Origin of the sequence: Streptomyces sp. PKU-EA00015 (assembly GCF_013387495.1) — a bacterium.
In the GTDB taxonomy this organism is placed as follows: domain Bacteria; phylum Actinomycetota; class Actinomycetes; order Streptomycetales; family Streptomycetaceae; genus Streptomyces.
Genome location: NZ_JABZEE010000024.1, coordinates 217,941 through 241,009, shown reverse-complemented (window position 1 = coordinate 241,009; position 23,069 = coordinate 217,941). Strand labels below are relative to the sequence as shown.

The following is a 23,069-nucleotide window of genomic DNA, read 5'->3' as shown; positions in this document are numbered from 1 at the left end:
GGCTCGCCGCCCTCGCCCGCCGGCTCGGCGGCCGTGCCTGGCGGCAGGCCCGGCGCGTCCCGCCCGCCCTGTGGGTGCGGGCCACCGGCCGGTCCCCCGGCACGGGGCGGCCGACCGCCGCGTTCCTGCGGCGCAGGATGCTGGTGCTGCCCGCCCTCGCGCTGATCGCGCTGGCGCTGAGCGCCGCCGCCTACAACGACGTGCACCGGCGCTCCGAGGAGCTGCGGGACCGGTCCGTGCCGGCGCTGGTGGGGCTCGCCCAGGCGCGGACCTCCCTCGGACTCGCCCAGGCCCAGGCGGAGTTACGGCTGCTGAACCCCGAGCACGCCGGGCTCGTCGAACTCGGCGAGACCTACCGTTCGCACCTGGCCGAGGCGACCCAGAGCCTGAACCGGGTCGCCCAGTCCGGGGCTCTGAGCAAGGCCCAGGAGCAGGAGCTGCGGGTGATGTCCGGTCTCGTCGTCGCGTACGGGGACAAGATCGCCTGGGCGGACCGCAACCGCCCGAGCCGGGTGCTGCGCGAGGCGGGGGTGGCGTACGCGGCCGGGATGCTGCGCAGCCCGCAGCCGGCGAACGGCGAGCAGGACCCCACCACCGTGCTGGACCGCATCGAGGTCCTGGAGGAGCAACTCCTCGACGAGAGCGGCGACCTGGCGGACTGGAGCGCGCTCACCCAGGCGGCGGCGGCCGCGGCCGCGCTGGTGGCCGGCCTGTTCGCCTTCACGGTCGTGGGCACGTCGGTGTTCCTGCGGGACCGGCTGCGCCTGGTGAGCCTCCAGATCGTCGCGGCGTCGGTGCCCGTGCTGCTGACACCGGTGCTGCTGACCGTCGGCGGCGCCCAGGAGCAGGCCGCCCAGGAGGACGTGCACGAGGCGGTCGCCCAGCTGGAGTACGTCACGGCCGTGTCCGGGGTCGGGCGCGAGATCGAGAGCGTGGCGGGCGGGGCCGCGGCACGGATGGGGTCGGCGCACCCGGACGGCTGGGCGCTGACCGCGGGCGTCGCCGTGCCCGTGACCGGTCTCGGCGCGCTCGCCTGCGGCGTCACGCTCTACCTGTACGCCCGGCCGTATCCGCCGCACTTCACCCGGCGAAAGGACGCGGACGCATGAAGCGCCTGAGGCTCGCCCTGGCGGCCTGTCTGCTCGCCGTGTCCACCGCCTCGGCGGGCGGTTGCGCGAGCGCCCCCGAGGAGCGGACGCTCGTCGTCCTCGGCCCGTGGACGGACGGCGAGGAGGCCCCTTTCGTGGCGGCCTTGAGGAGCATCGGCCAGAAGACGGGACACCGGTACGTCTACAAGGGCACGCGCTCGCTGCGCGAGACCCTGGTCGCCCAGCTCCAGGCCGGTGCGCCCCCGGACCTGGCGATCCTCAACAGCCCCGGCGAGCTGGCCCAGTACGCACGCTCGGGCGACGCCCATCCGCTGCCGGAGAAGGTGGCCGGGGCGGCCATCCCGCCGTGGGCGCCGCCGGTCACCGTCCCCGGCAGGGGCGGCGCGGCGAGGACGCACGTCTTCTGGGCGCCGGTGCGCGTCGACCTGAAGTCTCTGGTGTGGAGCCGTGCGGGCGTCGGGGAGAGCGAGCCCGTGTGGTGTCTCGGCCTGAACTCCGGTGCCACCTCCGGCTGGCCGGGCACGGACTGGATCGAGGACCTGATCCTGCAGCGCCGGGGCCCGGACGCGTACGAGCGCTGGGCGACCGGCAAGACGTCGTGGAAGGGCACGCGCCCGTTGTGGGAGGAGTGGGCGCGGATGCTCACCGCGAACGGGCGCTCCCCCGCGCCGGACGCGCTGACGGACTCGTTCGAACTGCTCGACGACGGCCGCTACGGTCTGCTGAACCGCGGGGACTGCACCCACGAGCACCAGGGTTCGTTCATCCGCAGGCACTACGGCGACGACGTGCGGCCGACCCCGACGGCCCGCCATCTCGGCGGGGCCGCCTCCGCCGAGGAGGGCGGCGGCGTCTTCGAGGTGTCCGGCGACATGGCCGCGGTCTTCCGGCCGAGCGCCGCCGCCTGGGACCTGCTGGGCCGGCTCACCTCGGCGCCCGCCCGCAAGGACTGGGCGGACGCGGCGATGTCCGGTGAGCGGCCGTTCTTCCCGGGTGGCACGTTCGCCTCAAAGGCGCCGTCGCCGGGGACGCGGGCGGTGCAGGAGCTGTTCGACTCGGCGGGCCGGATCTGCATGGACGCCTCGGACACGATGCCGCCGACGCTGCGCGACGCGTTCTACCGGGCCGTGCTGGAGTTCGTCGGCGACCCGGAGGACCCGGCGCTGCTGACCCGCCTGCTCGAACGGCTGGACGCGGAGACCGCGCTCCAGCGGGAGAAGGAGGAAGAGGAGGAGGGGGCGTTCGTCCTGGACGACCTCTGCGACAACCCGGTGGCCGGGTCGCGGGACGCGGGCACGTCGTAGGGACGCGTCCCCGATCTCCCCGGCTCCCGGGCCGCTCCCGCCGGTTCAGGCGAAGACGACGGTGCGGCGCCCGTTGAGCAGGATGCGGTGTTCGGCGTGCCACTTCACGGCGCGGGCCAGGGCCTGGCACTCCACGTCCCGGCCCACGGCCACCAGCTGCTCGGGCGTGACCTCGTGGCCGACGCGCTCGACCTCCTGCTCGATGATCGGGCCCTCGTCGAGGTCGGCCGTCACGTAGTGCGCGGTCGCGCCGATCAGCTTCACGCCCCGTGCGTGCGCCTGGTGGTAGGGCTTGGCGCCCTTGAAGCTCGGCAGGAAGGAGTGGTGGATGTTGATGATCCGGCCGCTGAGCTGCTTGCACAGGTCGTCGGAGAGCACCTGCATGTAGCGGGCGAGGACGACCAGCTCGACCCGCTCCTCGTGCACGAGGTCCAGCAGCCGCGCCTCGGCCTCGGCCTTGGTGTCCTTCGTCACCGGGATGTGGTGGAAGGGGATGCCGTACGAGCCGACCAGCTCGGCGAAGTCCGTGTGGTTGGAGACGACCGCCGCGATCTCCACCGGCAGGGCGCCGGTCCGGGAGCGGAAGAGGAGGTCGTTGAGGCAGTGGCCGAACTTGCTGACCATCAGGACGATCCGCATGCGTTCGTCGGCCTGGTGGATCTGCCAGTCCATGTCGAAGGCGTCGCCGACGGCGGCGAAGCTGGCGCGCAGCTTGTCCACGGTCACCGGAGCCTCGGCGGAGAAGTGCACCCGCATGAAGAACAGGCCCGTGTCCCGGTCTCCGAACTGCTGGCTGTCCTCGATGTTGCAGCCGGTGATGAAGAGGTAGCTCGACACGGCGTGCACAATGCCCTGTTTGTCCGGGCAGGAAAGCGTGAGGACGTACTGGTCAGTCATCCTTGTAGCCTGCCACAAACGGGCGGCGGGCCCGTCCGGCGTCCGTCCAGCGGACGCGGTCGTGGACAGCCGGCTCACACCGACCGGGTCATGATCCGCAGCACGTCCAGCGAGCGCGGCGGCGCGTCCGGGTCCTCGCCGTCGTTCGACGCGAGGCTCACGTGCGCGTCACGGGCCGCGCGGACGGCCTCGGGCCAGCCGTGGTGCTCCAGGTACGCCGACACCGGGGCGTCCGCGCCGACCTGGTGCATGATGCGCAGCACCCGCAGCACGGCGACGTCCACCAGCGCGGCCTCGCCCGAGTCGCGGAAGATCGTGCCGACGTATTTCTCGGCCGACCAGTTGTCCAGCCAGGTGTCCTCGACCAGGCGGTACACGGCGTCCGTGACGTCGCCGTACCCCTCGCGCCCGGCCAGCCAGCACTCCTGGTGGAAAACGGGGTCGGAAAGCATGTGCAGCGCCGAGCGCACGTTGCTGCGCCAGCGCCACCAGGGCATGTCGTTGAGCGGCATGCCGCCCATGGTGGAGGAGCGACGGCCGCGACGGGAAGGGTTGACCGAACCTTGCTGCACGCCTTCGATCGTACGTTCCCTTTTCGATCATCCGGACCCGCCCCTGCAATTCACCCTCCGGTCACCTTGCGTTGAACAATGCTCACTGTGCCGTTCCCCGGAGGGAGAAAGTGTGTGGAGTCATGACCGGTTGGCGTCGTTCCTCCACCCCCCGCCCCTCCAAGACCCGTCGACGGGCCGCGTTCACCTCGGCCGTGGCGGCAGGAATGTCCCTCGTCGCCGGCTGTGGTGTCCTCCCGGGAGACACCGGGGGCTCCAGGGAGCCCGTCACCGTCATGACGTTCGCCCCGGAGGAGACGAAGGCCACCAACATGCCCGGCATGATGGCGATGGCCAAGGCCTACGAACGCTGGGCCGACGCGCGCGGCGGCATCGACGGACACGACCTGCGCGTCATCACCTGCAACGAGGGCAACACCCCCCAGGGCGCGGCCAACTGCGCACGCCGGGCCGTCAAGGAGGGCGCGGTCGCGGTCGTCGGCTCCTACAGCCAGTACGGCTCCTTCATGGCGCCCCTCGAGGCCGCCGGCATCCCCTTCATCGGCGGATACGGCATGTCCGGGGAGGAGTTCACCAGCTACCTCTCCTACCCGGTCAACGGCGGCCAGCCCGCCCTGGTCGCCGGCAACGGCAGGCAGCTCGCCGACTACTGCGCCGGCGTCTCCCTCGTGCGCCCCGACAGCATCAACGGCGACGACCTCGTCCAGCTGCTCAACTCCGGTCTCGAGGAAGGCAGTCGGGACATACCCTCGGCCGACATCCTCGCGGCCGACGACGCCACCGAGTACACCGAGCAGGCCAAGCAGGCCCGCAGGCGGGCCGCGGAGCCCACCTGGACGTCGACCGCCTCCTCCGACACCCGGCCCGGCTGCGTCACCGCCGCGCTCGGCGACCGCACGGAGACCTTCTTCGACTCCTTCCGGCGACTGCCCGAGGACGGCCGGCACATCCGCATCTCGTCCGTCATCGGCAGCGTCGGCCAGCCCCTCGTCGACCGCACCGGCGGTCGCAAGGGCCCCTTCGAGGGCGCCTACATCACCGGCTGGTACCCGGACGCGAACGACGAACGCTGGGACGGAATGCGCAAGGTGGTCACCGAACACGCCTTCCACGACGACCGCATCGACCCGGCCGACGCCGGCGTGCAGACGACCTGGATCGCCTACACGGTGCTGGAGCGGGTGATCCGCGCGCTCGACAGCGACGCGATCACCCCTGGCCGTATCTCCCACGCCCTCGACCAGGGCCTGGAGGTGACGACCGACGGCCTGACGCCGCCCTTGCGGTGGGGCTACGAGAACATGCTCGGCGCGCCCGGCTATCCGCGGATCGTCAACCGCAGCGTGACGTTCCAAGTGGTGCGGGACGGACGGCTGGTGGCTCAGGGCAAGGACTTCGTGGACGTGGGCACGACGCTGATGGACGCGGCCTGAGCGTTCCGCGGGCGACTCCTCGGCGGAGGCGGGTGAACCGGGTTCACCGCCCCCGCCGTCCGCCTCACAGCTGTTGGCTGCGCCGCTCGGTCAGGCCGTGCTTGCGGGCGATCGCGTTCCACAGCGGCGCGGCCTCGTTCTTCGCCTTCGTCGCCTCGCCACTGGCCTGGTTGCCCTGCGCGGTCTGCGAGGTGACGCGGGCCTTCCCGTCCTTGCACCCCTTCTTGCCCTTGACCTGCTGCGCCCACGCCGCGTAGTGGTCGTCGGCCGACGCCGACGCCTGCCACGCCTTGGTCAGGGCGGCGGTCAGCGCGGCGTTGTCCGGAAGCTTGTCCACGGTCAGGTTGTCGAGCCGGGTCACCAGGCTGCGCCGCTGGGCGGCCGCGCCCTTCAGGTCCGTGACCGCCTGGTCGAGGTTCTTGCAGACCTTGATGTTCTCGACCGAACGGATCACCGCCGCACGGCTGTTGTTGCTGTCCGCGAGCAGCTTGTCGAGCTCCTTCGCCTGCGGCTCGGCGGGGTCGGCGGCCTGGGTGGACGCGCTCTGGCTCGGCGCGGGGGTGGTGGCGGCGACGTTCTTGTCCGGCGCCGGGTCCTCGTCGTCGTCCCCGCCGGACATCACGGCGCCGACTCCCAGTCCGAGCACGGCGCAGCCGATCACGAGCGCGGCCACGACGGGCACGATGGAGCGCCTGCGCGTCACGGGCTCGTCGTCGTAGCGAGGCGCGCGCCCCGGCTCCTGGTACGCGGACGGCTGGGCGCCCTGCGGGGCGTCGAACCGGGGCAGCTGCTGGGTGGAGTCGGCCGGCTGGGCCTGGGGAGCGTCCGAACGGAACAGGCTGTCGAACTCGGCGGGGGGTTGCCGGTCCCCCGGCGCACCCGGCCGGATGCCGAAGGGCGCCGCGGCGGGGGCGGGCGGCACGGGCGCGATGTACTGCGTGGCCTCGGAGTCGCCCCCGCCCGCGCGCACGGTCCCGAGGAACGTCGTCGACTCGGCGGGCGCCTCGGGCGGCAGAGCCCCGGGCGGCGTGGCGGAACCGCCGGCGACGGGCTGGATGTACTGCGTGGGGTCGGACGCCCCGACAGAGCCGGGCCCGCCCTGGGGCGGCAGCATCTGGGTGCGCTCCTCCTGCCCGGGAGCGTCCTGCGGCGGCAACGGCTGCGACGTGACACGCTGCGGCGCGGGCGCGGCGGGGGCCTGCGGGGCCGGGGCGCCGTAGCCGGGATAGCCGTAGCCCGGCTGTCCCTGCGGGGCCGGGGCGCCGTAGCCGCTCGTCTGGCCGTGGGCGGGAGCACCGGGGTGACCGGGACCACTCGCCTGCGGCATCGGCGCACCGGGGTAGCCGTAGCCCGGCTGCCCCTGCGGGACCGGGGCGCCGTAGCCGTTCGCCTGCCCCTGCACCGGAGCACCGGGGTGACCGGGACCACTCGCCTGCGGCATCGGCGCACCGGGGTAGCCGTAGCCCGGCTGCCCCTGCGGGACCGGGGCGCCGTGACCCGGCTGCGGCGCCGAAGGGCCGGGCGCGCCTGGGACGTCGGGGTCGCCGTAGCCCTGCGGGGCCTGCGGGCCGGCCGCGCCCGGGTAGCCGTAGCCCGGCTGGGGCGCCGGCGTACCGGGCACGCCGCCCGGTGCCTGTGGCCCGGGCGGCTGCTGCGGTCCCCACGGCGCGCCCCACGGCTGACCGCCCGCAGGGGTCGCCTGCGCTCCCGGGGATCCGGGTATGAGGGGCTCACTGCCGTCGGCGGGCAGCACGACGCCTTCGTACGCGGGCCGCGCGGCCGGCAGCCGCTGCTCGTCACCCTGTCCGCTGTGCGTCACCGGGACTCCTACGTGTGGACCTACGGAATCGTCGGTTCACGCTACCGGGTGCCCGGAGCGCTCCGCACACACGTGCCCGAGCAGTGACAAGATGCGGACACAGGACGCTGTTCATGCCCTGTGCGGGCAGGGGAGAGAGCCCCTTCCGGCACTCCCGCCCCAGCGGACCCTCACGCCGCCCGCATCTCCAGGCGCGCGCCCAGCTCCCGCACCGCCGGCTCGGCCGCGTACGGCTCGAGCCGGACCTGGAGGTCGTCCAGGTACTCCGCTCCCCGGCTGGAGCGCAGCGTGTCCAGCAGGTCGACGGCGCGCCCGGCCGTGTGGCAGGCGTGCTCCACCTCCCGTTGCTGGACCTGGGCCGACGCCAGCAGCACCAGCCCGATCGCACGCCGCCGCGCCCGGGAGGCCGGGTGGCCGGCGAGCGCGTCCTCCGCCTGCCGGGCGGCCTCCTCCGCCTCGCCGAGGTCACGGTGGCAGTGCGCCAGCTCGTCCGCGAGGTACGCCTCGTCGAAGTGGGTGATCCACGCCGGGTCGTCGCCGGTGTCCGGCTCGGCCCGCTCCAGCGCGGCCACCGCCTTTGCCGCCGCCTCGTGGCAGGTGCGGGAGTCGCCGAGCAGCGCGTGTCCGCGGGCCTCGGCCGCGTGGAACATGGCCTCGACGCGTGGCGTGACCTGCCCGCGCGCCCCTTCCTGCGCGGCCCTGGCCAGTTGCGCGATCTCGCGCGGGTTGCCGAGCTCGGCGGCGAGGTGGCTCATGGACGCGGCGAGCACATAGCCTCCGTAGCCGCGGTCCCCGGCCGCCTGCGCGAGCCGCAGCGCCTGGATGTAGTAGCGCTGGGCGAGCCCCGGCTGGCCGGTGTCCACGGCCATGTACCCGGCGAGCTCGGTCAGCCGGGCGACCGCCGCGAACAGCTCGCGGCCGACCGCCTCCCGGTAGGACCCCGAGAGCAGGCCGGAGACCACGCTGTTGAGATAGTGCGCGAGGACGGGCCGCACGTGTCCGCTTCCGAAACGGTGGTCCAGCTCGGTCAGGGCCGCGGTCATGGCCCGTACCGCCTCGACGTCCGAGGTGCCGACGCGCGCCCCCGCCGTACGCGCCACCTGGGCGTCCGCGCCGGTGATCAGCCAGTCACGGCTGGGCTCGACGAGCGCGGAGGCGGCGACGGCGGAGCCGGACAGGAACTCGCGGCGGCCCACGTCGGACCGCCACAGCTCGCAGACCTGCTCGATCGCGCCCACCACGGTCGGGGAGAACTGCAGGCCGACACCGGTCGCCAGGTTCTTGCCGTTCGCCATGCCGATCTCGTCGATCGTGACCGTGCGCCCGAGCTTGCGGCCCAGCGCCTCGGCGATGATGCCGGGCGCCCGGCCGCGCGGCTGCTGGCCGCGCAGCCAGCGGGCCACCGACGTCTTGTCGTAGCGCAGGTCCAGGCCCCGTTCGGCGCCGACCATGTTGACGCGCCGGGCGAGACCGGCGTTCGAGCACCCGGCTTCCTGGATGAGTGCCTGCAACCGTTCGTTCGGCTGTCGGGCGACGAGAGGCCTGGCTGCCATGAACTACCCCCTGATGCCGCGGTGATCGATGAATTGATCACTGCCCGGCTGATATACGGAGAATGCAGAGTTGGTCGGGTTGGTTCCGTTTCGTCGTCGCACGGGCCCGCTCCCGCCTTTCCCGTACGCGTCCCGTACGCGTCCCGCTCTGGCTACCCGTCCCTGCGGGCGCTGCCCCCTGCGCGCCCCCGGCCGTGCATCCGTGCGCCCCATGTGCAGGATCGATGCTCCACCGTCCACCGCGAGAAGCCCCGTAACCCGAGGTGGGGGCGGTAGTTGAGTGTGTCGTGGAAGAGACCATGTCAGTCAGTCAATCCGCGTGGATCCCCCAGCAACGAGGCGAGCAGATGCTGGACAACGCCGTGCGGTACGCGGAAGAGCGGCACTGGGACGTGCTCCCCGGCACCTGGCTGGAGGCCGTGGACGGAGCGGAGCGCTGCTCCTGCGGAGACGCCGGCTGCGCGACGCCCGGCGGCCACCCGGCCACGCCGGACTGGGCGAACCACGCGACAGGCAGCGCCACGGCCGTCAGACGACTGTGGGACGACCGGCCCAATGCGTCGATCCTGCTGCCGACGGGCCGCACCTTCGACGCGATCGACGTTCCGGAGTCCGCCGGGTTCCTCGCCCTGGCACGACTGGAGCGGATGGATCTTCCCCTCGGCCCGGTGACCTGCACCCCCGACCGCCGCATGCTCTTCTTCGTACTCCCCGGCGCCTCCCTCAAGGTCCCCCAGCTGATCCGCGAACTGGGCTGGGCGCCCTCCTCCCTCGATCTCGCCGCCCGCGGCGAGGGCCATTACGTCGCCGCGCCGCCGACCCGCATCGGCGGCCGGGGCGCCGTGCAGTGGGCACGCCGCCCCACTCCCGCGAACCGATGGCTCCCGGACGCCGACGAGCTGATCAGTCCGCTCGCCTACGCCTGCGGCAGGGATACCGCCGCCGCACGATCCCGGCAACGCTGACCAGCGAGTTACTGCCCGGATCACACCTGCGCCCCTGGCGCGGCCCTCCGTAGGCTGTGCCCGTACCAACGGGGACCACGGGGACAGTGAGAGGCAGTGACCATGCCGGAACAGACAGTTGGCGGAGCGGGCGGCACGGACGGGGGCACGGCACCGCCCGCGGTGCGGGTGGAAGGTCTGTGGAAACGGTTCGGCGACCAGGTCGCCGTCGGGGGGATCGATCTGACGCTTCCGGCGGGCAGGTTCATCGGCCTGGTCGGACCGAACGGCGCGGGCAAGACGACCACGCTCTCCATGGTCACCGGGCTTCTCCGGCCCGACCAGGGCCGGGTACTGGTCGGCGGTCACGACGTGTGGCACGACCCGGTCGAGGTGAAGTCCCGCATCGGCGTCCTGCCGGAGGGGCTGCGGCTGTTCGAACGCCTCTCGGGCCGCGAACTGCTCGCGTACAACGGCCGGTTGCGCGGCCTGCCGGGCGACGAGGTCGACAAGCGCGCGGCCCAGCTGCTCGACGTCCTCGACCTCGCCGGCTCACAGCACAAGCTCGTCGTCGACTACTCGACCGGCATGCGCAAGAAGATCGGGCTCGCGGCCGCGCTGCTGCACAACCCCGAAGTGCTCTTCCTGGACGAGCCGTTCGAGGGCGTCGACCCGGTGTCCGCGCAGACGATCCGCGGCGTGCTGGAGCGCTACACCGCGTCCGGCGCGACCGTCGTCTTCTCCAGCCATGTCATGGAGCTCGTCGAGTCGCTGTGCGACTGGGTCGCCGTGATGGCCGCGGGCCGCATCCGCGCGCAGGGACCGCTCGCCGACGTGCGGGGCGACGCGCCGACGCTGCAGAGCGCCTTCCTGGAACTCGTGGGCGCGCGGGACCGCGACACCGGGGACTCGCTGGACTGGCTCGGCGGCGGTGCGCGTTGAGCACCGCGTCGCTGACCCGGGTCTTCGTCGGACTGAAGCTGTCGCTGCTGCGCAACGGGCTGCGCCAGTCGTCCGGCCGCAAGGCCGCGTACATCGTCTCGCTCGTGTGCGCGCTGCTGTTCGCGGCCGCGCAGCTCGCGGGCCTGATCCTGCTCCGCGGCGAGGCGCACGCCGCCTCGCTCGTCGTGCTGCTCGCGGGTGTCCTGGCACTCGGCTGGGCCGTGATGCCGCTGTTCTTTCCCAGCGGCGACGAGACGCTGGACCCGACCCGGCTGGTGATGCTGCCGCTGCGGCCGCGGCCACTGGTGACGGCCCTGCTCGGCGCGTCGGTCGTGGGCATCGGGCCGCTGTTCACGCTGTGCCTGGCGGTCGGTTCGGCGATCGCCGTCGCGCACGGGTCGGGTGCGGTCCTGGTGTCGGTGCTCGCCGTGCCGCTGACGCTGCTCGTGTGCGTGGCGTTGGCCAGGGCGGTCGCCGCCGCCAACATCCGGCTGCTGACCTCGCGCAAGGGCCGCGACCTGGCCGTGCTCAGCGGACTGGTGATCGCGGTGGGCTTCCAGCTCGTGAACTTCGGCGCGCAGCGCATCGGCGAGGCGGGCGGGCTCGCCACGCTGGACCCGGTGGCCGACGTCGTGCGCTGGGTGCCGCCCGCGTCCGCGCTCGGCGCCGTCGCCTCGGCGGGCGACGGCGCGTACGGGACCGCGCTCGGCCAACTCGCGCTCGCGGCCCTGGCCCTGGCCGCCCTGCTGTGGTGGTGGCAGCGCAGCCTGACGAAGCTGATGACGACCCCCGACGGCTCGACGCTGGCGGCGGCCTCGGAGCCGACCCGAAAGGGGACGTCGACCGGCCTGCACCGGCTGCTGCCCGAGGGCCGTACGGGCACGGTGATGCAGCGCAGCCTGCGCTACGTGTGGCGCGACCCCAAGACGAAGGCGGCGTGGGTGACGTCGCTGGCGGTCGGCATGATCGTGCCGGTCTTCAACGCGCTCCAGGGCACCGGCTCGATCTATCTCGTGTGCTTCGCGTCGAGCATGCTGGGCCTGCTGATGTACAACCAGTTCGGCCAGGACACGTCGGCCTTCTGGATGGTCGCGCTCACGATTTCGTCCCCGCGGGACGCGTACGCCGAACTGCGCGCCCGCGCCCTGGCGTTGCTCCTGATCACCGTGCCGTACATGACGCTGGTGGCCGCGGTCACGGTGGGCCTGCTCGGCCGGTGGGAGGACCTGCCGGAGACGCTGGGCCTGTCGTTCGCGCTGCTGGGAGCGATGCTGGCGACGGGGGCGGTGGCCTCGGCGCACTTCCCGTACTCGATCCCGCAGGACAGCGCGTACAAGAACGTCGCGCCGGGGCAGGGCGGCATCGCCTGGATCTCGATCTTCGGCGGCATGCTCTTCTCGGCGCTCCTGTGCACGCCGCTGCTGGTGCTGACGATCTGGCTGCACGTCTCGGAGTCGGCCGCGCTGTGGCTGCTGCTGCCGGTGGGCACGGCGTACGGAGCGCTGCTCACGTGGGCGGGCCTGCGCCTGTCCGCGCCCCGGACGGCGGACCGGCTGCCCGAGATCCTGACGGCGGTGAGCAAGGGCTGAGCGCCTGGGGCAGCTCCCCTTCCGGACGCCCTGTGTCAGGGCGCGCCGCACAGGCCGCAGGGCCTCGTGTGGTCGCGCCCTGGCCGGGCGCCTCCGGAGGCCGTCACGGTGTCAGGACCCCGTCCAGGAAGGGCTCGATCGCCGCGCGCCAGCCGTCCGGGTGGTCGTAGTGGACGAGGTGGCCGGCGTCGGGGACCTCCCCGTACTGCCCGAGGGGGAGCACGCGGACCATCTCCTGGGCCTCCGCACGGCCCAGTTCGCCGTCAAGTCCGCGCACCACCAGAGTCGGGCAGCGGACCTGGGCCAGCTCCTCCCAGTGCGCGTCGAAGACCCAGGTCTCGCGGGACGTGAGCATCTGGCGGCGGGAGAACACCGGGCGCCAGCCGTCCGCCCGCTCGGCCATCACCTCGGCGAAGAACTCGCCCCGCGCCGGATTCGGACGCTCCACCCGGGGGTCGTCCTCACCGAACCACTTGCGGACATCCGCCAGCGTCGCGAACGGCACCGGCCAGGAGCGGAACCAGTCCTCCCATTCGCGCTGGGACGCCACCCCGAGCGCCGACGCCCGCATGTCGCAGATGATGAGCGCGCGCACGAGGTCAGGACGCCTGGCCGCGAGCTGCCAGGCCGTGAGCGCCCCCATGGAGTGACCGATCAAGGTCACCGGGGCCAGCCCCAGTTGCTCGACGGCCGCCTCCGCGTCCGCCACATACGCCTCGCGGGTGAACGGCCCGTCGACCGGCTTCTCGCTGCGGCCGTGGCCGCGCTGGTCGAGGGCGACCGCGCGGTGCCGCTCGGCCAGCCACCGCGCCGTGGGCGCCCAGTGCGAGGCGCGGCCCATCAGCCCGTGCAGCAGTAAGACCCCCGGCGCACTCTCGTGCTCCTCGCGCCCTTTCGGCGGATCCGCGAACTCCCAGGCAGCCAGGCGCACGCCACCGGCTCCGGTCACATCGATGCGCCGCACCATCTGGCCTGGCACCCCCTTGTCTCCCCCGGATCGAGTGGCTCGTGTCGAGTCGAGTGGCTCGTGTCGAGATGACGCCAGACTATCGAACCTGTATTCGAAAACGCGGCTCTGCCGCGTAACACCCCTCGTTCGAGTGACCAGGCCCGGGGATTGGACGGCGCAGCCGAGGGGAGATTCCCTGCGGGAGGCGGGCCGCTCGGGGAAAACGGTCCGACGGGATTGACCCTGGGAGCTCGGGGCTCCGGGTCAGCACCGGGGAGGACAGGTCCCGGCGCCCTCGGGCGTCGGGACTCCTCCATGTCAGGACGTGCGAGACGTACGGCAGGCGGCGCATCACCCTGGCTCCCCTCCCCGAACCGTGGTCATATGCCTCGGCTTCAGAGTGGCACGCGATCCGCCCGCCCGCTGCCATTCCGGGCGGAAAACGGCTTCGGCACGGTGAAAGTCCGGCAGTGCGCCGGGCGACCCGCGCCGGCGACACACGTCGGGCGGCCCCGGAGCACAGGACCCCGGGGCCGCCCGACATCGTTCACCGCCCGGTCCCCCGGGCGCGGCCTCAGCGCTTCGCCACGAAGACGTGCGAGGCGATCTCCGCCTGCAGCTCCGCCGCCTCCCCGCTGCTGCCCACCAGCACACCACCCGGCGACTCCGTCACGCTCACCACCGAGCCGGGCTGCACGCCCGCCCTGCGCAGCGTGTACATCAGCTGCGCATCGGTCTGGATCGGCTCGCCGATCCGCCGCACGACCACCGTCTTGCCCTCCGTGCCCGGGTCGAGCTCGGCCAGCGAGACCATGCTGTCGTCCAGGAACGGGTCCGCCTCCGCCTTCTCGCCCAGCTCCTCCAGGCCCGGGATCGGATTCCCGTACGGCGACTCGGTCGGGTGGCGCAGCAGCTCCAGCACACGGCGCTCCACCGCCTCGCTCATCACGTGCTCCCAGCGGCACGCCTCGGCGTGGACCTGCTCCCACTCCAGGCCGATCACGTCGACCAGCAGGCACTCGGCGAGCCGGTGCTTGCGCATCACGCGCGTCGCCAGCTGCCTGCCCTCGCCGGTCAGCTCCAGGTGCCGGTCGCCCGCCACCGTCACCAGGCCGTCCCGCTCCATGCGGGCCACGGTCTGGCTGACCGTGGGACCGCTCTGGTCGAGCCGCTCCGCGATACGGGCCCGCATGGGTACCACACCTTCCTCTTCGAGCTCGAGGATGGTGCGGAGATACATCTCCGTCGTGTCGATCAGTCCGGACATACGTGCCCCTCGATGAAATCGTGCGCTGCGGCCCCGGCTCAATTCTTACGCATCCCACCGACAACCGTGCCGCGACGGGTGAAGCCCGTATTGACAGCGCAATGGTCCAGACCGCAACGTGATCGGCGGCACGGTTGTTCCCGGGCCGTCACGCACTCGTACGGTTCCTACCCACCTCCCACCCTCCGGAAAGGGCTCGGCGATGAGCGAGAGCAAGCTGGCCGGTCAGTTCTTCGACGCCGCGATCGGTCTGCTGCAGCGCGCACGCGACGAGGAGTCGGCGAACATCGCCGCCGCCGGCTCGGCCGTCGCCGACGCCGTCGCCGCAGGCGGCCGGCTGTTCGCCTTCGGCGCCGGCCACTCCTCCCTCGCCGCCCAGGACGTCGTCTACCGGGCCGGCGGCCTGGCCCTGATGAACCTGCTGGCCGTGCCCGGAGCCGTCGGCGTCGACGTCATGCCCGCCACTCTCGGCTCCGCCCTCGAGCGCGTCGACGGCCTCGCCGCGGCGGTCCTCGACTCCAGCCCCGCCACGGCCGGCGACGTCCTCGTGATCGTCTCCCTGTCCGGGCGCAACGCCCTGCCCGTCGAAATGGCGATGAACGCCCGCGCCCTCGGACTCACCGTCATCGGCGTGACGTCCGTGGCGTACGCGGAGCAGACCACGTCCCGGCACGCCTCCGGCACCTTCCTCAAGGACCACTGCGACATCGTCCTCGACTCCAAGATCGCGGTCGGCGACGCGGAGCTGACGCACGAGGGCATCGAGGCGCCGTTCGCACCCGCGTCGACGGTCGTGACCAGCGCGCTGATGCAGGCCATGACGGCCGCCGCCGTCGAGCACCTGGTCGCCCGCGGCATCGAGCCCCCGCTGCTGCGCTCGGGCAACGTGGACGGCGGACACGAGTGGAACGGCCGGGTGATGACGGAGTACCGCGACCGGATCTTCTTCCGTCACTGAGGGGCCGCGCCGCGCACCGGGGCACTGGGCGCCGCCCCCGTGCTCGGCGCGGCGCCGCTAGTTCGGCGGGTCTTCCTGCTCCGTCTGCTCCGTCTGCTCCGCCTGCTCCGTCACCCGCGCCAGATCCAGCGAGGCGGCCACCAGAACCGCCACGCTCTCCGCGTACACCGCGTCCGGGCGCTCGAACGCGGGACGGCTCGCGGTGCGCAGGAACGTCAGCACGCCTACTGTCCGGCCCCGACTGCGCAGCGACGTGCACAGCGCGTGGGCCGCGTCCCCGGGCCACTGACGGCGCTCCGCCCAGCCGCCCGGCGTCGCCTCCTTGCCCGCGCTCGCCCGCACCGACCCCGTACGCTCGATCGCCTGGAACACCGGATGCCCCGGCTCGTACCGCACCGGAAGCCCGCTGCCCGCGGCCTGCGCCGAAGGACCCGACGCGCCCGACGGCGAGACCGCCGCCCGCACCAGGCGCTGCCCGTCGTCCTCCGCCAGGTCGAGCAGCGCGTGGTCGGCGAACCCGGCGAGCGCGAAGTCCAGCTGCACGGCCGCGGCCTCCAGCGGGTCCTCGCACTCCGCGGCCACCCGCCCCGCCCGGTGCAGCTGCCCCGAACGGAACCGCAGCCGGTCGGCTTCCTGCTCCGCCAGCTTCACGTCCGTCACGTCGTGGAACACCCAGCCCACCCCGAGCGGCACCGGCTCCTCCGCGAGCGGCGAGGCCAGCCGCAGGAACCCGCTGCGCCAGCAGCGCCTGCGCTCGCCCTCCGGCGTCGCAACGGTCACCCACAGGTCCACGAGACCGCGCGGCGCGCCCTCCGCCAGCACGTGCTGCAGCGCGCCCTCCAGCTCCTCGACCCCCTGGGAGACGAGCTCCCCGAGCGGGCGGCCCAGCACGTTCGCCCGGCCGGCGCCGAGCACCCGCGCGGCCTCGCTGTTGACCACGGCCGGACGCAGATCCACATCGACCATGACGACACCCCAGGACGCGTCGTCGAAGAGCGCCTCGCTCAGTGCGATGGACCGCTCCAGATCGATCTGGGCATGGACCTCGCTGAACGCGCAGTACACCCCGGCCGGCTTCCCGTCGGCGCCGAGCACCCGCGCGGACTGCGTGCGCACCAGCACCCGGCCCCCGTCCTTGCGCAACAGCGCGAACTCGTGGACCTGCCGCCCCGGCACGGCCATCGCGGCCATCAGCCGCTCCTGCACCTCGTCCGCGTCGGCCCGGCGGACCGCCCACCCGGCGAACCCGCGCCGGCCCACGGCCTCCTCGGCGGTCCAGCCCAGAATGCGCTCCGCCTCGCGGTTCCAGTGCGTGACGGTCCCTTCGGCGTCGAACGCGCACAACGCCGCGTCCATCCCGTCGAGCAACGCCGCGAGCAGGTCGGCACCGGGCGGCCCCGTGGCCCCGGCCCCGGGCTCCGGCTCCCCGGACCCGAGCGCGTCGGTGATCTCACTCCTGGAAGCACTCATCCCGGCACCCCTTGCAGGACGTGTCCACGTGTACTGACGCACCTAGGCCCATTGAACTTCAACGTGACACAGGACACACACCGTTCCCCGAAATCGCCCCCACCCCGAGAAAGTGAGCCTCCTAATTCGCTTGAACCGTGCCGCAGCGCTTCTTAAGGTGTGGGCACACGCGAAAGGAGGTGATCCGAAAACATGGTTTCTTTTCGGACTCGTGAGGTGACTGCGGGCTAACGGCCTGCCGTCGCACTCTGTGCACCTCGGCAGGCCACCTGCCGAAACCCAAGCAGTCACCCGACCCGTGGGCCGCCGGTAAGTCCGGCCGGCTCCCTCCGTCCGGACGGAGGGACCAAGGCCCACGGGTCGTCTGCGTCTCCGGGCGTCCGCGCAGCGGCTCGGGCCGGGCGCAGGGCGCCGTGGAGCGCCGGGCCTCAGGGCGCGAGGCGTTCCACGCGCCAGGCGCCGTCGGTGCGCACGTAGCGCAGGCGGTCGTGCAGCCGGTTCTCGTGGCCCTGCCAGAACTCGACCGCGTCCGGCACGACCCGGATGCCGCCCCAGTGCGCGGGGGCGGGGACCTGCTCGCCCTCGGGGTAGCGTGCGGCCAGCTCCTCGTAGCGGCGCAGCAGTTCGGCGCGCGAGGCGATCACCGACGACTGGTCGCTCGCCCAGGCGCCGAGCTGCGAGCCGTGCGGGCGGGTGCGGAAGTACGCGGCGGTCTCGTCGCGGCCGATGCGGGCCGCGGTGCCGGTGACGATGATCTGGCGCTCGAGCGGGTGCCAGGGGAAGAGCAGCGAGACGTACGGGTTGGCGTCGATCTCCCGGCCCTTGCGGGAGTCGTAGTTCGTGAAGAACACGAAGCCGCGCTCGTCGTACTGCTTGAGCAGCACCGTCCGCGAGGAGGGCCGGCCGTCGGGCGTGGCCGTGGCGAGGATCATGGCGTTGGGCTCGTGCAGCGCCGCCGCCGCGGCCTCGGCGAACCAGCGGGAGAACTGCTCCATGGGTCCGGTGGCCAGTGCCGACTCGTTCAGCGGTGTGGAGCGGTACTGCTCGCGCATGACGGCGGGGTCGGGGACGACGAGCTCGGTCTCGGCCGGGTCCGGCAGGGGGAGGCCGGAGACGGTCACGTCCGGCGCGGCGTGGTCCGGGCCCGGGCGGCGCGGGCCGGCGGCATCGTGGGCGGCGTGGTCGGTCACGGGGACATCCTGCCGCAGGCCCCAGTTTGCCCGGCACGGAGTGCCGCCAATCCTCCCTGGGCGAATCGGGGCAGTGTGCCGGATGTCACGCTTCCCCGCATCGGACGGACCGGCCAAAATCTTGGGTCGGGCCGCTGTGACCTCCCTACAGCAGGGGATATCGTGCCTGCCTCCCGGCGGTTGGATGACCACCGGCCGCACGGGGCAACACCGGGGTGACCGCCCCCGCCGTCCATACGGCACACGCACACCACCCGTGCACACCATGTCGTACACATCTCGAGGAGCCGCCTGATGTCCGACTTCGTACCTGGACTCGAAGGAGTCGTCGCGTTCGAGACGGAGATCGCCGAACCGGACAAGGAGGGCGGCTCGCTCCGCTACCGGGGCGTCGACATCGAAGACCTGGTCGGGCACGTCTCCTTCGGCAATGTGTGGGGTCTGCTCGTCGACGGCGCCTTCAACCCCGGTCTGCCGCCCGCCGAGCCGTTCCCGATCCCGGTGCACTCGGGTGACATCCGCGTCGACGTCCAGTCCGCGCTCGCGATGCTCGCTCCGGTGTGGGGTCTCAAACCGCTCCTCGACATCGACGAGGCGCAGGCCCGCGACGACCTGGCCCGCGCGGCCGTGATGGCGCTGTCGTACGTCGCCCAGTCGGCGCGCGGTCAGGGCCTGCCGATGGTGCCGCAGCGGGAGATCGACAAGGCCGAGTCGGTCGTCGAGCGCTTCATGATCCGCTGGCGCGGCGAGCCGGACCCCAAGCACGTCAAGGCGGTCGACGCGTACTGGACCTCCGCCGCCGAGCACGGCATGAACGCCTCGACGTTCACGGCGCGCGTCATCGCCTCCACCGGCGCCGACGTGGCGGCGGCCCTGTCCGGTGCCGTGGGCGCGATGTCGGGACCGCTGCACGGCGGCGCGCCCTCGCGCGTGCTCGGCATGATCGAGGAGATCGAGCGCACCGGCGACGCGGGCGCGTACGTGCGGCAGGCCCTCGACAAGGGCGAGCGTCTGATGGGCTTCGGTCACCGTGTCTACCGGGCCGAGGACCCGCGGGCGCGCGTGCTGCGCCGTACGGCAAAGGAGCTGGGCGCGCCGCGCTTCGAGGTGGCGGAGGCGCTGGAGAAGGCGGCGCTGGAGGAGCTGCACAACCGCCGTCCGGACCGGGTGCTGGCGACGAACGTGGAGTTCTGGGCGGCGATCATGCTGGACTTCGCCGAGGTTCCGGCGCACATGTTCACGTCGATGTTCACGTGTGCCCGTACGGCGGGCTGGTCGGCGCACATCCTGGAGCAGAAGCGCACGGGCCGCCTGGTGCGCCCGTCGGCGCGCTACGTGGGCCCGGGCACGCGCAGCCCGCGCGAGATCGTGGGCTGGGAGGACATCGCGGGCTGATCGCCGTCACCGGCGGGCGGGGTGCGCGTGACGGGTCACGCGCACCCCGGTGCTCAGATGCCGATGAGCCGGACCCGGCCCCCGCACAGGCGGGCCATGTCGTCGACGTCGGAGGTGAGCATCACGACCGGCCCCGGCTGGCGCAGAGCCGTCTCGGCGACCGTGGCGTCGATGGCGTACTTGTGGCCGTGCAGGCCGGTCTCCTTGAGGAGGCGGGCGGCGGCGCGTGCGGACTGTTCGGTGACGGGCTCGACCTTCACCCGCGACAGCAGCCACTGAAGCCGAGGAAGGCTCACTCCGTCGTACATCACCTCGACGATGGTGTTGGCGCAGACGACGATCCCCGCTTCTACGTTGTAGAAGTGCTGGATCTTCGCCGTGATTTTGCGGTCCTGCGCGATCCAGGCCGACAGCCCCTCGGAGTCGAGGACGACGGTGTTGATGCGGTCCGTCACGCTGCCGTGGCCGAGATGTTGTCGGGGTCCATCGCCTGGTCGATCTCTGCGCGCGCCTCGGCCAGCTCCTCCTCGGTGAAGGCGCCGTGCTCCGCCTGATAGCGCTGCAGTTCCTCACCCAGCAACACGTGCCTTATCCGGCGGTCGACCGCCTCGGCCACGAAGGCGGACACGTTGTCCGTGAGCTTCTTCAGCTCCTCCACATGCTCTGTGGGGAGAGTCACCGTGATACGCGTGGTCTCAGCCATGCGGTCAGCATACCGCGCGAATGCATACCCCCGGTATGCAGATACGTTTCACCCCAGCCCCTCCTCCACCAGCGCCGCCCACTGCGTCACCACCCGCTCGCGCCGGGCCGCGTCGTCGGTGAGGAGGTTGGCGAGGCCGAGGCCGCGGGCCATGTCGAGCAGGCCCTGGACCGTCTCGCGCACGCCGGGGCGGGACTCGTCGGCGTCCAGCAGGCGGACCGCGATGCGGTGGGTCTCGCGGCCGACCCTCGCCTCCAGCTCGGTCACGCGCGGACGCAGCTGCTCCTCGTTGGAGGCGGCCACCCACAGCTGGAGCGCGGCCCGGAACAGCGGGCCCGTGTACAGGTCGACCAGGGCCGCGACGACCGAGGCCCGGTCCTGGACGGGCAGGTCCCGCAGGGCCTGCGAGCGTTCCTCGGCGACGTATTCGACCGCGGCCGTGAACAGGTCCTCGCGCGTCGGGAAGTGGTGCTGCGCCGCGCCGCGGGAGACCCCGGCGCGCTCGGCGACCACCGACACGGTCGAGCCGGCCCAGCCGACCTCGGCCAGGCAGGCCACGGCGGCCTCCAGCAGCCTCTGCCGGGTCGCCCGGCTGCGGTCCTGCTTCGGGGCCTTCGCCGCCGGGGGCGGCGTCACAACACCCATGCGGGATCCCGTCGTTCGAGAAAGGCTGTCATCCCCTCGCGCGCCTCGGGCGACGCGAAGAGCGACGCCGAACGCCGGACCAGGTCTTCGGCGTCCCGGTCGAAGGTTTCCAGCACCCTAGCCGTGACCAGCGCCTTGGACGCGGCGAGCCCCTGCGGGGACGCCCTGCGCAGCCCCTCGACCAGCGGCGCCAGTGCCTCGTCCACATCGGCGGCGGCGAGCGTGAGCAGCCCGGTCCGGGCGGCCTCGGCGGCGTCGAACCGTTCTCCGGTGAGGTAGTAGCGCTCGGCGGCTCGGGGGTCCATCCGGGGCAGCAGCGGCAGCGAGATCATCGCGGGCGCCACCCCGATCCGCACCTCGGTGAACGCGAAGTCCGACGTGTCCGTCGCGGCGGCGATGTCGCACGCCCCGACCAGACCGAGCCCGCCGGCCCGTGCATGGCCCGCGATCCGCGCCACGACCGGTTTGGGCAGCGTCACGATCTGCCGCAGCAGGGCGACGAACGCGTACGGGCTCGGCGGCGCCTTCAGGTCGGCGCCGGCGCTGAAGGTGGTGCCGGTGTGCGTGAGCACCACGGCCCGTACGGTCTCGTCCTCGCCGCACCGGGCGAGCGCCTCGGCCAGCTCGCCGACGAGCCGCGCGGACAGCGCGTTGCGGCTGTCCGGGTCGTCGAGCGTCAGGGTGGTGATGCCGCGGTCGCGGTCGGTGCGGATCGTCATGGGGGTCTACTCCTTGGAACGGTTCTCGCGGTCCCTGAGCTCTCGCCGGAGGATCTTCCCCGACGCGGCGCGCGGGATGCCGGCGGTGAACTCGACGCGGCGCACTTTCTTGTACGGCGCGACGCGCTCGGCGACGAACGCGAGGACGTCGTCCTCGGTCAGTTCCTCGGCGTCCGGCTGCCGTACGACGTACGCCTTCGGGACCTCGTTGCCGTCATCGTCCGGGACGCCGATCACCGCGGCGTCGGCGACGGACGCGTGGGTGAGCAGCAGCGCCTCCAGCTCGGCGGGGGCGACCTGGAAGCCGTTGTACTTGATCAGTTCCTTGACGCGGTCGACGACGAAGAGCCAGCCGTCCTCGTCGACGCGCCCGATGTCGCCGGTGTGCACCCAGCCGTCGGCGTCGATCATGGCGGCGGTGGCGTCGGGCCGGCCGAGGTAGCCCTTCATCACCTGGGGTCCGCGGATGGCGATCTCGCCCTCCTGGCCGGCGCCGGCGTCCTCGCCGGAGCCGTCGAGGGCGAGGACGCGCATCTCGGTGTTCGGCAGGAGCAGCCCCACGGCGCCCGGTGGAGGGTTCTGCGCGGCGAGCGGCACGACGTGGGTGCCCGGGGAGAGTTCGGTCATCCCGTACGCCTGCCGCACCGGCGGCACGCCGAGGCGGCGCGAGCAGGCCTCGGCGAGCCGGGCGTCCAGCGGGGCGGCCGCGCTGACGATGTACCGCAGGGACGACAGGTCGTACTTCACGACGGCCGGGTGCTTGGCGAGCGCGAGGACGATCGGCGGGGCGACGTACAGGCCGCTGATGCGGTGCTCCTGGATCGCCGACAGGAAGGGGTCGAGCTCGAAGCGGGACAGCACGACGACGGTCGCGCCCTGCCGCAGCGGGGCGTTCATCAGGGCGGTCAGCCCGTAGATGTGGAAAAAGGGCAATACGGCCAGGATGCGGTCGCCGGGGCCCATCGGGATGAAGGGCTCCAGCTGCGCCAGGTTGGTGGCGACGGACCGGTGCGTGAGCATCACGCCCTTGGGCACGCCGGTCGTGCCCGACGAGTACGGCAGGGCCGCGACGTCCTCGGACGGGTCGATCGTCACCTGGGGCTCGGGGGCGGTGGAGCCGAGCATGTCGAGGACGCTCGCATGCCCGTCGGCGCGGTCGCAGACGAAGATCTCCTCGATCCCGGCGGCGAGTTCGGCGGCGCGGCGGGCGACCTCCAGCAGCGGGGAGACGGTGACGATCCAGCGGGCGGAGGAGTCGCGCAGCTGCTTCGCGAACTCCTCCGCCGTGGAGAGCGGATGGACGGTGGTCACCGACGCACCGGCCCGCGTCGCCCCGTAGAACACCGCCGGGTAGGCGACCGTGTTGGGGCTGTGCAGGGCCAGCACGTCGCCCTTGACGAGGCCGGCGTCGGCGAGGGCCGCGGCGATCCTGCGGTGGAACAGGTCGAGCTGCCGGTAGGTGACGGTGGTGCCGTTCGCACCGTCGACGAGGGCGACCGTGTCGCCGTACTCGGCGGCGCGGCCCAGCACGGCCTCGTGGATGGGTTCGACGACGGCCGGGACATCTGCGTAGCTGCTGCGGAACACCATGACGGCCCCCTCGGCGGGTGG

Annotated in this window: 21 protein-coding genes; 8 read left to right on the top strand and 13 right to left on the bottom strand. The window is 72.7% G+C overall.

All coding sequences use genetic code 11. The annotated features are described in order from the left end of the window. Both HW130_RS16795 and HW130_RS16790 read left to right on the top strand, forming a co-directional pair. The coding region (locus tag HW130_RS16795; protein WP_177150381.1) for a hypothetical protein at positions 1-1,109 on the top strand (1,109 nt) is incomplete at its 5' end. Next, complete coding sequence (locus HW130_RS16790; RefSeq protein WP_218183583.1) at positions 1,106-2,413, top strand: extracellular solute-binding protein; 1,308 nt, start codon at positions 1,106-1,108, stop codon at positions 2,411-2,413. The genes HW130_RS16795 and HW130_RS16790, both read left to right, overlap by 4 nt. A 45-nt stretch (positions 2,414-2,458) precedes the next feature. Here HW130_RS16790 and purU read toward each other — a convergent pair whose 3' ends face one another. Then, positions 2,459-3,310, bottom strand: a complete 852-nt coding sequence (gene purU, locus HW130_RS16785; protein ID WP_177150380.1) for a formyltetrahydrofolate deformylase — start codon at positions 3,308-3,310, stop codon at positions 2,459-2,461. Between the two features lie 74 nt (positions 3,311-3,384). Then, positions 3,385-3,831, bottom strand: coding sequence for a hypothetical protein (locus HW130_RS16780; RefSeq protein ID WP_177150402.1), 447 nt, complete (start codon positions 3,829-3,831; stop codon positions 3,385-3,387). Between the two features lie 173 nt (positions 3,832-4,004). On the opposite strand from HW130_RS16780, the gene HW130_RS16775 reads away from it, so the two are divergent. After that, positions 4,005-5,315: an ABC transporter substrate-binding protein gene (locus HW130_RS16775; protein WP_177150379.1), complete on the top strand. Its 1,311-nt coding sequence runs from the start codon at positions 4,005-4,007 to the stop codon at positions 5,313-5,315. Positions 5,316-5,379: 64 nt separating this feature from the next. On the opposite strand, the gene HW130_RS16770 is transcribed toward HW130_RS16775, so the two are convergent. Beyond that, complete coding sequence (locus HW130_RS16770; protein WP_177150378.1) at positions 5,380-7,134, bottom strand: hypothetical protein; 1,755 nt, start codon at positions 7,132-7,134, stop codon at positions 5,380-5,382. Positions 7,135-7,304: 170 nt separating this feature from the next. Next, positions 7,305-8,687, bottom strand: a complete 1,383-nt coding sequence (locus HW130_RS16765) for a transcriptional regulator (protein ID WP_177150377.1) — start codon at positions 8,685-8,687, stop codon at positions 7,305-7,307. Between the two features lie 299 nt (positions 8,688-8,986). On the opposite strand from HW130_RS16765, the gene HW130_RS16760 reads away from it, so the two are divergent. From HW130_RS16760 to HW130_RS16750, 3 genes are all read left to right on the top strand, one after another. Continuing rightward, the gene (locus HW130_RS16760; protein ID WP_177150376.1) at positions 8,987-9,652 is read left to right on the top strand and encodes a bifunctional DNA primase/polymerase; all 666 of its coding nucleotides are present in this window, start codon (positions 8,987-8,989) and stop codon (positions 9,650-9,652) included. 102 nt (positions 9,653-9,754) lie between these two features. Beyond that, positions 9,755-10,573, top strand: coding sequence for an ABC transporter ATP-binding protein (locus tag HW130_RS16755; RefSeq protein WP_177150375.1), 819 nt, complete (start codon positions 9,755-9,757; stop codon positions 10,571-10,573). Beyond that, positions 10,570-12,162: a transporter gene (locus HW130_RS16750; RefSeq protein ID WP_177150374.1), complete on the top strand. Its 1,593-nt coding sequence runs from the start codon at positions 10,570-10,572 to the stop codon at positions 12,160-12,162. The genes HW130_RS16755 and HW130_RS16750 overlap by 4 nt, the downstream gene beginning before the upstream one ends. Before the next feature lie 103 nt (positions 12,163-12,265). On the opposite strand, the gene HW130_RS16745 is transcribed toward HW130_RS16750, so the two are convergent. Both HW130_RS16745 and HW130_RS16740 read right to left on the bottom strand, forming a co-directional pair. After that, complete coding sequence (locus HW130_RS16745; RefSeq protein WP_177150401.1) at positions 12,266-13,129, bottom strand: alpha/beta fold hydrolase; 864 nt, start codon at positions 13,127-13,129, stop codon at positions 12,266-12,268. A gap of 556 nt (positions 13,130-13,685) precedes the next feature. Beyond that, positions 13,686-14,378 (bottom strand): metal-dependent transcriptional regulator, encoded by a 693-nt coding sequence (locus HW130_RS16740; RefSeq protein ID WP_177150373.1) that lies wholly within the window; start codon positions 14,376-14,378, stop codon positions 13,686-13,688. A 202-nt stretch (positions 14,379-14,580) separates the two neighbouring features. On the opposite strand from HW130_RS16740, the gene HW130_RS16735 reads away from it, so the two are divergent. Beyond that, on the top strand, positions 14,581-15,336 hold the full coding sequence (locus HW130_RS16735) for an SIS domain-containing protein (protein ID WP_177150372.1): 756 nt from the start codon (positions 14,581-14,583) through the stop codon (positions 15,334-15,336). A gap of 57 nt (positions 15,337-15,393) precedes the next feature. Here HW130_RS16735 and HW130_RS16730 read toward each other — a convergent pair whose 3' ends face one another. Both HW130_RS16730 and pdxH read right to left on the bottom strand, forming a co-directional pair. Then, positions 15,394-16,806 carry a PAS domain-containing protein gene (locus tag HW130_RS16730; RefSeq protein WP_177150371.1) on the bottom strand — a complete coding sequence of 471 codons (1,413 nt, stop codon included), beginning with the start codon at positions 16,804-16,806 and terminating at the stop codon, positions 15,394-15,396. 428 nt (positions 16,807-17,234) lie between these two features. Then, a complete protein-coding gene (gene pdxH, locus HW130_RS16725; protein WP_177150400.1) occupies positions 17,235-17,858 on the bottom strand; it encodes a pyridoxamine 5'-phosphate oxidase in 624 nt (207 codons plus the stop codon). 432 nt (positions 17,859-18,290) lie between these two features. Between pdxH and HW130_RS16720 the strand changes: the two genes are divergently transcribed. Further along, entirely contained in the window at positions 18,291-19,391 is a 1,101-nt protein-coding gene (locus HW130_RS16720) for a citrate synthase 2 (protein WP_177150370.1), read from the top strand. Between the two features lie 53 nt (positions 19,392-19,444). Here HW130_RS16720 and HW130_RS16715 read toward each other — a convergent pair whose 3' ends face one another. Genes HW130_RS16715 through HW130_RS16695 form a run of 5 tightly spaced genes read right to left on the bottom strand, consistent with a single transcriptional unit; the run spans position 19,445 to position 23,048 of the window. Beyond that, entirely contained in the window at positions 19,445-19,846 is a 402-nt protein-coding gene (locus HW130_RS16715; protein ID WP_177150369.1) for a PIN domain-containing protein, read from the bottom strand. Continuing rightward, the gene (locus HW130_RS16710) at positions 19,843-20,094 is read right to left on the bottom strand and encodes a hypothetical protein (protein ID WP_177150368.1); all 252 of its coding nucleotides are present in this window, start codon (positions 20,092-20,094) and stop codon (positions 19,843-19,845) included. The genes HW130_RS16715 and HW130_RS16710 overlap by 4 nt, the downstream gene beginning before the upstream one ends. A gap of 48 nt (positions 20,095-20,142) precedes the next feature. Then, on the bottom strand, positions 20,143-20,739 hold the full coding sequence (locus HW130_RS16705) for a TetR/AcrR family transcriptional regulator (protein WP_177150367.1): 597 nt from the start codon (positions 20,737-20,739) through the stop codon (positions 20,143-20,145). Next, entirely contained in the window at positions 20,727-21,458 is a 732-nt protein-coding gene (locus tag HW130_RS16700) for an enoyl-CoA hydratase family protein (RefSeq protein WP_177150366.1), read from the bottom strand. Before HW130_RS16700 ends, HW130_RS16705 begins: the two co-directional genes overlap by 13 nt. Before the next feature lie 6 nt (positions 21,459-21,464). Next, positions 21,465-23,048 (bottom strand): 4-coumarate--CoA ligase family protein, encoded by a 1,584-nt coding sequence (locus tag HW130_RS16695; RefSeq protein WP_177150365.1) that lies wholly within the window; start codon positions 23,046-23,048, stop codon positions 21,465-21,467. Positions 23,049-23,069: the final 21 nt, after the last annotated feature.

Bases quoted from the DNA above. Each gene is read 5' to 3' on its own strand.
- HW130_RS16790 (WP_218183583.1), top strand. From the start codon at position 1,106: ATGAAGCGCCTGAGGCTCGCCCTGGCGGCCTGTCTGCTCGCCGTGTCC.
- purU (WP_177150380.1), bottom strand. From the start codon at position 3,310: ATGACTGACCAGTACGTCCTCACGCTTTCCTGCCCGGACAAACAGGGC.
- HW130_RS16780 (WP_177150402.1), bottom strand. From the start codon at position 3,831: ATGGGCGGCATGCCGCTCAACGACATGCCCTGGTGGCGCTGGCGCAGC.
- HW130_RS16775 (WP_177150379.1), top strand. From the start codon at position 4,005: ATGACCGGTTGGCGTCGTTCCTCCACCCCCCGCCCCTCCAAGACCCGT.
- HW130_RS16765 (WP_177150377.1), bottom strand. From the start codon at position 8,687: ATGGCAGCCAGGCCTCTCGTCGCCCGACAGCCGAACGAACGGTTGCAG.
- HW130_RS16760 (WP_177150376.1), top strand. From the start codon at position 8,987: ATGTCAGTCAGTCAATCCGCGTGGATCCCCCAGCAACGAGGCGAGCAG.
- HW130_RS16755 (WP_177150375.1), top strand. From the start codon at position 9,755: ATGCCGGAACAGACAGTTGGCGGAGCGGGCGGCACGGACGGGGGCACG.
- HW130_RS16745 (WP_177150401.1), bottom strand. From the start codon at position 13,129: ATGGTGCGGCGCATCGATGTGACCGGAGCCGGTGGCGTGCGCCTGGCT.
- HW130_RS16740 (WP_177150373.1), bottom strand. From the start codon at position 14,378: ATGTCCGGACTGATCGACACGACGGAGATGTATCTCCGCACCATCCTC.
- HW130_RS16735 (WP_177150372.1), top strand. From the start codon at position 14,581: ATGAGCGAGAGCAAGCTGGCCGGTCAGTTCTTCGACGCCGCGATCGGT.
- HW130_RS16730 (WP_177150371.1), bottom strand. From the start codon at position 16,806: ATGAGTGCTTCCAGGAGTGAGATCACCGACGCGCTCGGGTCCGGGGAG.
- pdxH (WP_177150400.1), bottom strand. From the start codon at position 17,858: ATGCGCGAGCAGTACCGCTCCACACCGCTGAACGAGTCGGCACTGGCC.
- HW130_RS16720 (WP_177150370.1), top strand. From the start codon at position 18,291: ATGTCCGACTTCGTACCTGGACTCGAAGGAGTCGTCGCGTTCGAGACG.
- HW130_RS16710 (WP_177150368.1), bottom strand. From the start codon at position 20,094: ATGGCTGAGACCACGCGTATCACGGTGACTCTCCCCACAGAGCATGTG.
- HW130_RS16705 (WP_177150367.1), bottom strand. From the start codon at position 20,739: ATGGGTGTTGTGACGCCGCCCCCGGCGGCGAAGGCCCCGAAGCAGGAC.
- HW130_RS16700 (WP_177150366.1), bottom strand. From the start codon at position 21,458: ATGACGATCCGCACCGACCGCGACCGCGGCATCACCACCCTGACGCTC.
- HW130_RS16695 (WP_177150365.1), bottom strand. From the start codon at position 23,048: ATGGTGTTCCGCAGCAGCTACGCAGATGTCCCGGCCGTCGTCGAACCC.